A 12,439-nucleotide genomic window follows, 5' to 3' on the forward strand; every position below is an offset into this window, starting at 1 on the left:
TATGTAAACGGCAAAAGGGCCGTAATTCATCTTGCACAGATGCTATCACCTGCCAAAAATAGGCGGAAAAGTGAAAAGGAAACTACTCGTGATGATTCGAATTTCTCGCTGTAACAGCTACAAAAAAAGATTGGGAGGGATGACATTGATCGAATTACTGATAGCCGTAGTGATTGTTGGGATCATTGCGGCTGTCGCCTCCCCTTCTTACACCAATCATGTGCTCAAGTCTCATAGGACGGTTGCCTTGAGCGATCTTAGTCGAATTCAGCTAGAGCTAGAGACATCTTATGATGGTGGGTACGACTGGAGTCATATTATCTCTGGAGGCACATGCACTCTATGTGATTCAGACACAGATAGATTTTCTTTCAATATTGCGAGCTCTGCAAGTACGGCCTATACCATAACAGCGACAGCAAAATCGGCTCTGGGACAAGACGACGACGAGTGCTTGACTGGCGCTAAAACGATTACTTTAACGTCAACAAATGTCGAAGAGCCAAGTGATTGCTGGAATTAGAAAGAACACCGAGATGCAAAAAGGCCTGCATTTTAGCAGGCCTTTGTATTTGTGCTTTTCACTAACGTCTTAGCTGGTTAAATCATCAAAGAACTTTTTCACACCGTTGAAAAAGCCTTCTGATTTAGGCTTGTGCTTTGTCGCCGCTTCACCACCACAAGACTCTTCAAACTCTTTGAGCAGTTCTTTTTGGCGTGAGCTTAGGTTTACTGGTGTTTCAACAACCAACTTAACAATCAAGTCACCGATACCGCCACCGCGAACGCCTTTCACACCTTTACCACGCATGCGGAACATACGACCTGTTTGCGTTTCTGAAGGCACTTTTAGGCTTACGCGACCATCTAGAGTTGGTACTTCAACTTCACCACCTAGAGCCGCCATCGCAAAGCTTACAGGCACTTCACAGTATAGGTTGTTACCATCACGTTCGAAGATATGGTGCTCTTTCACGTGCACTTGTACATACAAGTCACCCGCTGGAGCTCCCATTTCTCCCGCTTCACCTTCGCCAGATAGACGAATACGGTCGCCAGTATCAACACCTGCTGGGATCTTAACGTTAAGTGTTTTGGTTTTCTGTTTACGACCTTGACCATGACACTCATTACAAGGGTCTTTAATGATCTTGCCTTTACCGTGACAGGTTGGGCAGGTTTGTTGCACTGCGAAGAAGCCTTGGCGCATCTGTACTTGACCATGACCATGACAGGTACCACATGTTTCAGCAGATGAACCTTTCTTCGCGCCACTACCATCACAGGTATCACAGTGTACTAGTGTTGGTACTTCGATCTCTTTCGTTACACCACGAACCGCCTCTTCTAGCGTCAGTTCCATGTTGTAACGTAAGTCCGCACCACGTTGAGCACGGTGACCACCACCGCCACGACGACCACCACCAAAAATGTCGCCGAATACATCGCCAAAGATGTCGCCGAAATCAGCACCGCCGCCACCAAAGCCGCCGCCACCGAAACCACCGCCGCCTTGTTCAAAAGCAGCATGACCGTACTGGTCGTACGCCGCTTTCTTTTGAGGGTCGGTCAGAACTTCGTACGCTTCTTTTACTTCTTTAAACTTGTCCGCCGCAGACTCATCACCCTGGTTTCGGTCTGGGTGGAATTTCATCGCTAGACGCTTGTACGCCTTTTTGATATCGCGCTCTGAGGCATCACGGCTTACGCCTAATACTTCGTAAAAATCACGTTTTGACATGTTCTTCGTCACCAGTTAATTACTACAAACGGCATCGATTCACCGCTTGGTGTTTGTATCGTTCTAGGTAAGTGCACTTATCCGCAACATACTTAACTAGAAAGACAGCGTTTACAAACAGACGGGCGTAAGAGTTGCCCCAAACGCCCGCACACGAAGTCTTATCGACCCCAGATGGCTTTGCAGCCATCTGGTTAAGAAATATTATTTCTTGTCGTCTTTAACTTCTTCGAACTCAGCATCTACAACGTCGTCTTCTTTAGACTGTGCACCGGCGTCAGCACCTTGTGCTTGCTGCGCTTGAGCTTGTTGTTGAGCGATTTCCATCAGTTTTTGAGAAGCGGTCATTAGTGCTTGAACTTTAGCATCGATAGCTTCTTTGTCTTCGCCTTTGCGCGCTGTTTCTAGCTCAGAAATTGCTGCTTCAATCTTCTCTTTCTCTTCTGCAGGTAGTGCTTCACCAGCTTCTTCTACTTGCTTACGAGTACCGTGAATCATTTGGTCAGCTTGGTTACGTGCAGTCGCTAGCTCTTCGAACTTTTTGTCCGCTTCTTTGTTAGCTTCTGCTTCTTGAACCATTTTCTCGATGTCTTCATCGCTTAGACCGCCAGAAGCTTGGATAGTGATCTTCTGCTCTTTACCAGTCTGCTTGTCTTTCGCTGACACGTGTAGGATACCGTCCGCATCAAGGTCAAAAGTAACCTCGATTTGTGGCATACCACGTGGTGCAGGCTGGATGCCTTCTAGGTTGAATTGACCTAGAGACTTGTTGTACATCGCTTGCTTACGCTCACCTTGTAGAACGTGGATAGTAACCGCGCTCTGGTTGTCTTCCGCTGTAGAGAAAACTTGGTTCGCTTTAGTTGGGATAGTTGTGTTCTTCTCAACTAACTTAGTCATTACGCCACCCATTGTCTCGATACCTAGAGACAGTGGAGTTACGTCTAGTAGTAGTACGTCTTTAACGTCACCAGCAAGTACACCACCTTGAACTGCAGCACCCATTGCTACTGCTTCGTCAGGGTTTACGTCACGGCGCGCTTCTTTACCAAAGAACTCAGCAACTTTCGCTTGAACCATTGGCATACGAGTCTGACCACCAACTAGGATTACGTCAGTGATGTCGTTTACTGATAGATCAGCGTCAGCTAGAGCTACTTTTAGTGGCTCAAGAGAGCGTTGTACTAGGTCTTCAACTAGAGATTCTAGTTTTGCACGAGTCACTTTAATGTTCATGTGCTTAGGACCAGTTGCATCTGCAGTAACGTAAGGTAGGTTTACGTCAGTTTGAGAAGTAGAAGAAAGCTCGATTTTCGCTTTTTCTGCTGCTTCTTTAACACGCTGCATTGCTAGTGGATCGTTCTTAAGATCGATACCTTGCTCTTTCTTAAACTCGTCTACTAAGTAGTTGATTAGGCGGTTATCAAAGTCTTCACCACCAAGGTGAGTATCACCGTTAGTCGCTAGAACTTCGAATGTTTTCTCGCCTTCAACTTCATCGATTTCGATGATAGAGATATCGAATGTACCACCACCAAGGTCGTATACCGCGATAGTGCGATCGCCGCCTTTCTTATCAAGACCGTAAGCTAGCGCTGCTGCTGTTGGTTCGTTGATGATACGTTTAACTTCTAGACCTGCGATACGGCCAGCATCTTTTGTAGCTTGACGCTGAGCATCGTTAAAGTAAGCAGGTACTGTGATAACTGCGCCAGTTACTTCCTCACCAAGGAAATCTTCAGCAGTTTTCTTCATTTTCTTAAGAACTTCAGCAGAAACCTGAGGAGCCGCCATTTTTTGGCCTTTTGCTTCTACCCAAGCGTCACCGTTGTCAGCCTTAACAATTTTGTAAGGCATGATTTGGATGTCACGCTGAACTTCTTCGTCTTCAAAACGACGACCGATTAGACGCTTAATTGCAAATAGCGTGTTTTCTGGGTTAGTTACTGCTTGACGTTTCGCAGGTTGACCTACTAGCGTCTCACCGTCAGTGTAAGCAATAACCGATGCAGTAGTACGTTCGCCCTCTGCGTTTTCAATTACACGTGGTTTGTCGCCGTCTAATACAGCAACACATGAGTTAGTAGTACCTAAGTCAATACCAATGATTTTACCCATCTGGCTATCTCCGAATAAATTCTATTTTCGTTTGGTTATAACCCCAATGTGGGGGGAGGAGAATCGGGTTTCAACCCTTGCTCACAAACAAAAATAATCAATGTTTGCTTCTCTATGCCACATAGATAAGGGCGGCAAAATGCTTTTCAAGGGCAGAATTAAAAAAAAGCGTCTTTTTTCGAAATTTATGTGTTTCTTTCTGATTAGTTGGGAACTCGTCACACTGCTGTAGCGCAACAAAACACCATTTCTCAGGTAAATGTATTTATGCCCGACTCTTCCTAAACAAAAAAACGAGCTCATAAGAGCTCGTTTCAATATTAGGGTTAAAATAAATGATTCAAGACATTAAGCGTTCGCTTGAGCAGGCTCAGCGTCAACGCCTTCTTCTTTACCAATCTCACCTTCTGTTTTTGCAACAATGGTGTTTACCGCCGTGTCGCCCACAACGTTTGAAGACGTACAGAACATGTCATTAATACGGTCAACCGCAGCAATAATTGCCAAGCCTTCAGGTGGTAAGCCTAGTTGGTGAAGCAAAACGCCTACCATTACCACGCCGCCTCCAGGAACGCCACCAGCACCAATAGATAATAGAAGAATAGTTAAACCAAGCGTGAAGATGTCTGCGGTGTTAATTGGCTGGCCAAAAGCGTTCGCAACAAACATCGTTGCTAGAGCAATATAGATAGACACACCAGACATGTTCATCGTTGCGCCCAGTGGTACACCGAAGCCAGCAACCGATTTAGAGACCTGAAGCTTTTCTGTCAGTGTACGCATCGTTACCGGGATAGTCGCGTTTGAGCTCGCGGTAGATAGAGAGAACAGAATCTGCTCACGAGTTGCACGTAGGAAAGTCTTTGGAGAGGTCCCTGTCGCAAGACTTACTGCCATTGGATAGAAGAAGAAGATCCAGAACACCAACATCGCAACCACCAAGGCCACATAACCAGCCACGGACATCAATGTATTGGCGTTTAGTGTTGCACCCAATTGAATCATTAGCGCGAACACACCATATGGCGCAAGACTCATCACTAACCCAACCAGTTTCATCATGATTTCATTTGCCATTTTGAACGTGCGGATGGCAGGACCACCACGAGAATCCAAAGCTTGAATTGCAAGACCTGTCAGAATTGCCATGAAGATGATTTGCAGCATGTCGCCGTTAGCAAACGCTTGTACTGGGTTGCTAGGAACAATGTTAACAACTAGAGAGAAAATGTCCGGCGTTTCTGTCGTCGTCAGCTGTACGGCCTCAGATACCGTTCCTGCCAGATTAGCACCAGCTCCTGGCTGGAAAATCAAACCAACAGTCAAAGCCGCCGTAATCGCAATGATGGTGTTAAGAATGTAGAGGGTAAAAGTTTTTCCACCAAGACGACCAAATGCACTGATGTCTTTCAAGTCAACAATGCCGCATACGATTGAAACGTAAACTAAAGGAACAACAAGCAATTTGATCAGCGAGACAAACATGCCGCCAACGCCTTCTGCTGCTCCAAGTAGGTATGTATCAAAAATCGCAATACCGCTAAATAAGTACTGAATTGCTGTTCCGAGCACAAGGCCGGCAAACAAGCCTATAAAAATCTTACTAGAAAGCGATTTATCCATTATAAATCTCCGATATGTTGTGTTTGCTATTTACATCTTTGTAGTTATATATGCTTACTTTTAAAGCATTAGTCGCAAATCATACACACGAAGGTTACAAAATAAAGTGATAATTTACATTTTTGTTAACGAAACTATTGCAGAAAAAATGACTATCTTTACATTCCTATGCAGGACAAACATTCACACAACGAATAATTACAATTACTTATAGCCCTCTTCGTTCATAAACACGCAGTGAGATGAGAAGAAATCTCCTATAGGAAAATAATTAACCAATAAGAAAAAATATGAAGGGGATCAAACTTCCATTTTATCGATATACAATGAAGCTCATTACAACAACTTACGTTTAAAACAAAAAAGCGCCCATCAAAAAATGATGGGCGCTTTATACTTGAAAACAGGCAGTTAAGGTTATTTAGCAACCATTACCATTGCCGGACGAATCACACGGCCGTTTAGTTCGTAACCTTTTTGCATAACAAACATAACTGTGTTTGATTCATGATCTGGGCTTTCCTGAATCGACATCGCTTGATGGAACTCTGGGTTGAATGCTTCACCTTCAGGGTTGATTGCTTTCAAGCCAAATTTCGCCACAACGTCGACAAACGTTTTGTGTGTTAACTCAACACCTTCTAGGAACGGCTTAACCGTTTCATTCTCTGTATCTGCCGCTTGAATTGCACGCTCTAGGTTATCAATAACAGGAAGCAACTCTTCGGCAAACTTGTTCAACGCAAACTTACGTGCTTTATCGATCTCTTGCTCGGTACGACGACGCATGTTTTCTACTTCAGCTTTAGAACGCAACACCGCATCTTGCTGCTCTTTTACTTTTGCCTCGCTAGACAATAGTGCCGCTTCTAGTTGAGCAATCTTAGCGTCTGTCTCATCACCAATTTCTTCAAGCTCAGCTTCTACTTCTTGTGCTTCAGCTTCTACTTTTTCAGCCTCTTCGATGATTTGATCAAGCTCTTCTTCTGTAACTTTGTTTTCTTCGTTGCTCATGATATCTCCAGAATTCAACATAATGCCCTTAAAGCCATGCGCGTTTTTGCGGGCTTTAACCACATAAAAATTCGCATATTTAGGTGACTTGCCATTATTATGGGGATGAAGATTCCTGATTCAAGCCTCTTTAATGCGGAAATGCTATGAAAAATCCATGTAACGTGATCGCGATTATCGGAAAACCAAGAGATCAACAAGCAATTCAAACTCATAAAGAGTTGTACCAATGGCTGACCTCTGAAGGCTATAAAGTATTTATTGACGATCGCCTTGCCGCAATACTGGATGATATCCCGCAGAGTCAATTTGCCAGTTTAGTTGAACTAGGAAAAAATGCCGATCTAGCCATTGTGGTTGGTGGGGATGGCAACATGCTAGGCGCGGCAAGAATTTTATCCCGATTTGATGTACCAGTCATAGGGGTGAACCGTGGAAACCTGGGCTTCTTAACTGACTTAAACCCAGACGAGTTCCAAGCGTCTCTGCAAGCGGTACTCGACGGTGAGTATATTGAAGAAGAGCGCTTTCTCTTAGAAGCGGAAGTACACCGTCACGGGCAAATTAAAAGCCACAACGCTGCGCTAAATGAAGCTGTACTTCACCCAGGGCAAATTGCCCATATGATTGAATTTGAAGTGTACATTGATGAAAGCTTCGCCTTCTCTTTACGAGCCGATGGTTTGATTGTCTCCACACCAACGGGCTCGACCGCATATTCGCTTTCTGGCGGTGGTCCAATTCTTTCGCCTAGCTTGAATGCCATTTCACTCGTGCCAATGTTTCCTCATACCTTGTCGAGTCGACCTTTGGTGGTTGATGGAAAGCGTCGAATTAAATTGGTGGTGTCACCAGAGAACCGAGGAACACAAGAAGTTAGCTGTGATGGACAAGTGTCTCTCCCTGTTTCTCCAGGAGACGAAATCCACATCTATCAAAGTCCAAATGTGCTCAAACTCATCCATCCCAAGGACTACAGCTACTATCACGTTTTACGTAACAAGCTTGGTTGGTCTAGTAAATTGTTCTAACACTTGTTATTCAGGGAAATGACTTCAATAAAAAAGCCAGCAGCTTAATTGCCACTGGCTTTTGGCTTTCTTAGACAAGAAATAGACACAAAGTAGTGAGGCGACACGATATTTGCTGTCATTAAAGAGAAGTTTATAAATTTTGATCCTGTGGGCAAAGTTTACACAAAAGATAGAAAAGCAAATTCAATGATCTATGTCCGGTGATATTCTCACCATGAATAGAGTATTAACTCTATTTCATAAAATCAATAAAGGACATATTATGAAGAAAACCATCATTCTGTCTGTTCTCAGTACATTAGCACTTATTGGCTGCCAATCAGAGGAAACGCAAGTCAACAGTGTATCCAACGCAAAAGCGGAAGATATCACTAAGACGAAGCGTGCCCTCGCTCAACAATTGAGTGAGCACTATGCTGCCATTGAACCCATGTTGAGAAGAGATATTACTCCACAACAGACTAGCGTCTCTGTATCAGCATTTGTTCAACAAAACCCCAACTCCGAGTTTAGCCATCAGCTTGTACAAGCTGACACTCAAATTCGTAGCTGGAAAGGTATTTCTGAATACTCAGATCAGTTGCTGGAAGTTCGTTTAGCGAATGAGAGCATGATAACAGCATGGCAAAGTGGCGAGGTCGAGCCATTATTTGCATTTGAACCAAGTGGTGATGATGAGAATTGGCAATATATCGAAGCATTTGATGTGTATGGCAACATCCATCAACTCGATGTTTACCAACTCCCAGATGTACCTGTACTCGTTGTTGATAACAACAGCTCTGCTGAGCTAAAAGCAGGCTTGCAAGCTATGCAAGCTGAGATGAAAAAACTCGGTCAGCCAGCTTTAGTTCAACCATACGTTGCTGATGAACAACGCCAAAATGCACCGCTATTGTCAAGTAGCACAGTGGGCGAAGCGGCTCCAATTCAAACAACGCAGTTGAAAAAGATCCGTCTCGCCGATGACAAAGAACCTTGGATCTCTGGCAAGGCAGAAATCTACGCTATCGTAACGGGCGTCAATCCAAGTCGTGATGAACCGACTCTCGATTTAGTGGAGCTTCCATACTTAGACTACGATAACCAAGATTACTACCCGAATCAGATCATTATTCACTGGTCTCGTTACCGCTGGGGCGCTGCAGACATCGTGCTCATGGAACAAGATGATGGTACAGACTATAAACAGTTGGCAAAACTCCTCGTTCAAGTTGCTGGAGAAGTGCTGAAAGCGATTCCAGATCCAGAAGTTCAGGCTTACGCGATTATTCCGCAAATCACGAATAAGATCATCGACACGATCCCTGACGGCGTCCTAACGAATGATGATGACTTCGTCGACGTTTACTACACACTAATGCAAGACACATCATACGTGGATCATCCAGGTGCTGGTGTGAATGCAGTAGTCACATTAGAGCCGCTCACGATTAACCCAACTCGTCCGTAACCTGTTCAATTTTAATGAGTCGTTGTAATCACTTCGGCTCATTTTTCCCACTTCATCACAAAAAAGCACCCCACACAGAAATTTTTTCTCACCTGTCTTTACTGTATAAAGAAACAGTATATACTGTTCTCTTATACAGTATTGTTCAGTTATACAGGTAAATAAAAATGCTGGCTCATCTAAGTGTTAATAATTTTGCGATTGTTAAGTCTTTACAACTCGAGCTGTCTAAGGGCATGACCACCATCACAGGTGAAACAGGCGCGGGTAAATCCATTGCTATCGATGCACTTGGGCTCTGCTTAGGCGGACGAGCCGAAGCTGGCATGGTTCGACAAGGTGAAGAAAAAACCGAAGTTAGTGCCGCTTTTTTACTGGACAACAACCTACATGCAACGCGTTGGCTAGAAGATAACGATCTGCTTGATGGCAGTGAATGTATTTTGCGTCGCATCATCACAAAAGAAGGTCGCTCAAGAGCCTTCATTAATGGCAGTCCTGTCCCACTATCACAACTCAAATCTCTAGGGCAACTGCTGATCAATATCCATGGGCAACACGCTCATCATCAATTGATGAAAAGCGAACACCAAATGGCTATGCTCGACCAATATGCAGGTCATCTAAACCTACTAAAAAGCACACGAAGTGCTTACCAACATTGGCGTCAGGCAGACAATAACCTCAAGCAACTAAAAGAAAATAGCCAGCAAAACCAGGCGCAAAAACAGTTGCTTGAATACCAAATCAAAGAACTAAATGAGTTATCGCTAGGTGAAGAAGAATTTGCAGAGCTCGAGCAAGAGCACAAACGACTATCCAATAGTGGTGAACTCGCCACTACCTGTCAGCAAGCCATCGAACTTATTTACGAAGGTGAAGAAGTCAATGCGCTTGGTATTTTGCAATCGGCCAATCACTCCCTAATTCAACTAGCTGAGTTAGATGAAAAGCTATCTGAGCTACCCAACATGTTGTCAGAAGCGATGATTCAACTGGAAGAAACGAAGAACGAATTACGCAGTTATCTAGATGGCATAGATGTGGATCCTGCTCGTATGGCTTATGTAGAAGAACGTTTTTCTAAAGTGATGTCTGTTGCTCGCAAACACCACGTGATGCCAGAAGAACTATACCAACATCACCAAGATCTTCTGGCCCAAGTAGAAGCGTTAGATTGCTCTGATGAACGTTTAGATGAACTCGCGCAAGAAGTGGAACAAAAGTACCAAAGCTTCCTAAACCAAGCAGAAAAACTACACAAATCACGCAGCCGTTACGCAAAAGAACTGAACAAACTGATCACACAAAGCATGCACGAATTGAGCATGGAAAAAGCGGTATTCAATATCGATGTAAGCAATGAAAACACGCACCCATCACCACTTGGCATGGACAGTGTGTGCTTCTTAGTATCGACTAACCCAGGGCAACCATTGCAACCTATAGCAAAAGTTGCGTCAGGCGGTGAGCTATCACGCATCTCTTTAGCTATCCAAGTGATTACCGCTCAGAAAGTGGATACACCAAGCTTGATCTTCGATGAGGTGGATGTCGGTATTAGTGGTCCAACAGCAGCAGTCGTCGGCAAAATGTTACGCAAGCTTGGCGAGTCTACTCAGGTATTATGTGTCACTCACCTCCCTCAAGTTGCGGGGTGTGGCCATCAACAAATGTTCGTGGCTAAACAAACCAAAGCTGGCCAAACCGAAACACAAATGCACGCATTAGATGAACAACAGCGTGTGGCAGAATTAGCTCGCCTACTTGGAGGTAGCCAAATTACAGATTCTACCCTTGCAAACGCCAAAGAGCTCCTCATCGCCGCTTAGCCATGCTCTTCCAAAGATAGAGTCACGAACACTGCTCCGTGACTCTACCTCCCCCATCACCATATCAAAGTGCTTGGGTGCTGATTCCCTTTCGAAATAATGGTCAGTACCACCCCATAGCTCAATAACTTGGCTATTTGTCATTAGTTACCGCTTAAACTGGATAGAAAACCGCTCATCGACATAAACATACATGTGAGAGAATCAATAAATGCAACTCAACTCAAAATTCGTTGTCAGATTTCCTATCATACGACGCATAGCTTTTTACATCTGCGTCGAGCTTGTTTATTATCAGCGCAGTATTTTAAAGGTTACTAAGAAATTATTATGCAATTAAAGAAGTGGTTAGTTGCCGTACCATTAGCAATGACATTGCTGACAGGATGTTCGGTATTGGAAAAACTGGTTTATCGCATTGATATCAACCAAGGCAACTATGTAGAACAAAGTGCGGTAGATAAATTAAAGTTTGGGATGACTAAAGCACAGGTTCGCTTCGTACTAGGGTCGCCAATGCTTATTGAAAACGGCTACCCAAACACTTGGTACTACATTTATCACCATACTCCTGGTCACGGTGATCCAGTGCAAAAAGACCTGATCGTTAACTTTAACGATCAAGGCACACTCGCAGATATCAGTGGTGACTTCCCAAAAAGTGACGCTTTTTACGAGCAGATTCAGTAAACGACTTTTGCAAAAAACCTCTCACATGAGAGGTTTTTTATTATCTAGATATCGCGCAATCACACTTTGAATCAATGACGCCATCCATTGGGATTGATATCAAGTCTACTTATTCTTACGTACAGAGCTAGGCTTACCACCGGTGACTGGGTCTGCATTCCCCTCGGCTTTAGCCTGCTCCGCCCGCTTACGACGAATCTCTTTCGGGTCTGCGAGTAACGGACGATATATCTCTATTCGATCTCGATCTCGAACGGTCGCATCTAACTTCACATTACGACTAAACACACCCACTTTATTCTTAGATAAATCAATTTCAGGGTATAACTCTAACACGCCAGATTGTCGAATGATCTCTTCTACCGTTGCGTGATTATTCACCACTAAATTAAATACACGCTGTTCATGAGGAAGAGCATAGACAACCTCTACGTGAATCATATCTGACTCAATACTCATAACACTCGTAGACCTGTTTTGCGCGTTTAGTGAATGCATTTACCATGTTACTGGTAAGCTCGTTAAAAACCTTACCGAAGGCCATCTCAATCATTTTACTTGAGAATTCAAACTCAAGCTTTAGCTCAACCTTGCAAGCTTGCTCATCTAGCGCGGTAAAAATCCAACCACCACGCAATGTCTTAAACGGACCATCCACCAAGTTCATCATAATTGCTTGGCCTGGGATCAGCTCATTTGAAGTAGTAAACGTTTTGCTGATACCAGCCTTCGCCACATCGACAGAAGCCACCATACCATTACCCGAAGACTCAATGATTCTAGAGCCCGAGCAACCAGGCAGAAACTCAGGGTATTTAGCAACATCGTTAACCAGATTGAACATCTGTTCAGCACTAAAAGACACAAGCGCAGAACGGCTGACTTGCTTCATACATACTCCTATCGATACATGTACAGATTTAAAGCTCCTGCC

At 44.0% G+C, this 12,439-nt stretch carries 11 protein-coding genes; 5 read left to right on the plus strand and 6 right to left on the minus strand.

Features of this window, described 5'->3' with window-relative positions:
- Positions 1–91: 91 nt before the first annotated feature.
- Positions 92–523: a type IV pilin protein gene (locus tag FKN08_RS16210; RefSeq protein WP_170892555.1), complete on the plus strand. Its 432-nt coding sequence runs from the start codon at positions 92–94 to the stop codon at positions 521–523.
- Positions 524–592: 69 nt separating this feature from the next.
- On the opposite strand, the gene dnaJ is transcribed toward FKN08_RS16210, so the two are convergent.
- From dnaJ to grpE, 4 genes are all read right to left on the minus strand, one after another.
- Positions 593–1,741 (minus strand): molecular chaperone DnaJ, encoded by a 1,149-nt coding sequence (gene dnaJ / locus FKN08_RS16215; RefSeq protein ID WP_005391453.1) that lies wholly within the window; start codon positions 1,739–1,741, stop codon positions 593–595.
- Between the two features lie 204 nt (positions 1,742–1,945).
- Complete coding sequence (gene dnaK / locus FKN08_RS16220; protein WP_048626076.1) at positions 1,946–3,859, minus strand: molecular chaperone DnaK; 1,914 nt, start codon at positions 3,857–3,859, stop codon at positions 1,946–1,948.
- A 348-nt stretch (positions 3,860–4,207) separates the two neighbouring features.
- Positions 4,208–5,482 carry a dicarboxylate/amino acid:cation symporter gene (locus tag FKN08_RS16225; protein WP_012842090.1) on the minus strand — a complete coding sequence of 425 codons (1,275 nt, stop codon included), beginning with the start codon at positions 5,480–5,482 and terminating at the stop codon, positions 4,208–4,210.
- 417 nt (positions 5,483–5,899) lie between these two features.
- Entirely contained in the window at positions 5,900–6,496 is a 597-nt protein-coding gene (grpE, locus tag FKN08_RS16230; protein WP_012842091.1) for a nucleotide exchange factor GrpE, read from the minus strand.
- Between the two features lie 146 nt (positions 6,497–6,642).
- On the opposite strand from grpE, the gene nadK reads away from it, so the two are divergent.
- The 4 genes from nadK (at position 6,643) to bamE (ending at position 11,505) form a co-directional block, all read left to right on the plus strand.
- Complete coding sequence (gene nadK, locus FKN08_RS16235) at positions 6,643–7,527, plus strand: NAD(+) kinase (protein WP_005391462.1); 885 nt, start codon at positions 6,643–6,645, stop codon at positions 7,525–7,527.
- 265 nt (positions 7,528–7,792) lie between these two features.
- Positions 7,793–8,983 (plus strand): DUF3103 domain-containing protein, encoded by a 1,191-nt coding sequence (locus FKN08_RS16240; protein WP_164666650.1) that lies wholly within the window; start codon positions 7,793–7,795, stop codon positions 8,981–8,983.
- Positions 8,984–9,150: 167 nt separating this feature from the next.
- Complete coding sequence (gene recN, locus FKN08_RS16245) at positions 9,151–10,815, plus strand: DNA repair protein RecN (protein ID WP_047010173.1); 1,665 nt, start codon at positions 9,151–9,153, stop codon at positions 10,813–10,815.
- Positions 10,816–11,145: 330 nt separating this feature from the next.
- Entirely contained in the window at positions 11,146–11,505 is a 360-nt protein-coding gene (bamE, locus tag FKN08_RS16250; RefSeq protein WP_005391468.1) for an outer membrane protein assembly factor BamE, read from the plus strand.
- 105 nt (positions 11,506–11,610) lie between these two features.
- Here bamE and FKN08_RS16255 read toward each other — a convergent pair whose 3' ends face one another.
- Positions 11,611–11,964 (minus strand): RnfH family protein, encoded by a 354-nt coding sequence (locus FKN08_RS16255; protein ID WP_005391471.1) that lies wholly within the window; start codon positions 11,962–11,964, stop codon positions 11,611–11,613.
- Positions 11,954–12,397: an SRPBCC family protein gene (locus tag FKN08_RS16260; RefSeq protein WP_005391473.1), complete on the minus strand. Its 444-nt coding sequence runs from the start codon at positions 12,395–12,397 to the stop codon at positions 11,954–11,956. Before FKN08_RS16260 ends, FKN08_RS16255 begins: the two co-directional genes overlap by 11 nt.
- Between the last annotated feature and the right edge of the window lie 42 nt (positions 12,398–12,439).

It is taken from the genome of Vibrio sp. 1-2 (7-a), assembly GCF_013048515.1.
In the GTDB taxonomy this organism is placed as follows: domain Bacteria; phylum Pseudomonadota; class Gammaproteobacteria; order Enterobacterales; family Vibrionaceae; genus Vibrio; species Vibrio diabolicus.

Excerpts from the sequence above, each read along its gene's own strand:
- FKN08_RS16210 (WP_170892555.1), top strand. The coding sequence starts at position 92 with ATGATTCGAATTTCTCGCTGTAACAGCTACAAAAAAAGATTGGGAGGG.
- dnaJ (WP_005391453.1), bottom strand. The coding sequence starts at position 1,741 with ATGTCAAAACGTGATTTTTACGAAGTATTAGGCGTAAGCCGTGATGCC.
- dnaK (WP_048626076.1), bottom strand. The coding sequence starts at position 3,859 with ATGGGTAAAATCATTGGTATTGACTTAGGTACTACTAACTCATGTGTT.
- FKN08_RS16225 (WP_012842090.1), bottom strand. The coding sequence starts at position 5,482 with ATGGATAAATCGCTTTCTAGTAAGATTTTTATAGGCTTGTTTGCCGGC.
- grpE (WP_012842091.1), bottom strand. The coding sequence starts at position 6,496 with ATGAGCAACGAAGAAAACAAAGTTACAGAAGAAGAGCTTGATCAAATC.
- nadK (WP_005391462.1), top strand. The coding sequence starts at position 6,643 with ATGAAAAATCCATGTAACGTGATCGCGATTATCGGAAAACCAAGAGAT.
- FKN08_RS16240 (WP_164666650.1), top strand. The coding sequence starts at position 7,793 with ATGAAGAAAACCATCATTCTGTCTGTTCTCAGTACATTAGCACTTATT.
- recN (WP_047010173.1), top strand. The coding sequence starts at position 9,151 with ATGCTGGCTCATCTAAGTGTTAATAATTTTGCGATTGTTAAGTCTTTA.
- bamE (WP_005391468.1), top strand. The coding sequence starts at position 11,146 with ATGCAATTAAAGAAGTGGTTAGTTGCCGTACCATTAGCAATGACATTG.
- FKN08_RS16255 (WP_005391471.1), bottom strand. The coding sequence starts at position 11,964 with ATGAGTATTGAGTCAGATATGATTCACGTAGAGGTTGTCTATGCTCTT.
- FKN08_RS16260 (WP_005391473.1), bottom strand. The coding sequence starts at position 12,397 with ATGAAGCAAGTCAGCCGTTCTGCGCTTGTGTCTTTTAGTGCTGAACAG.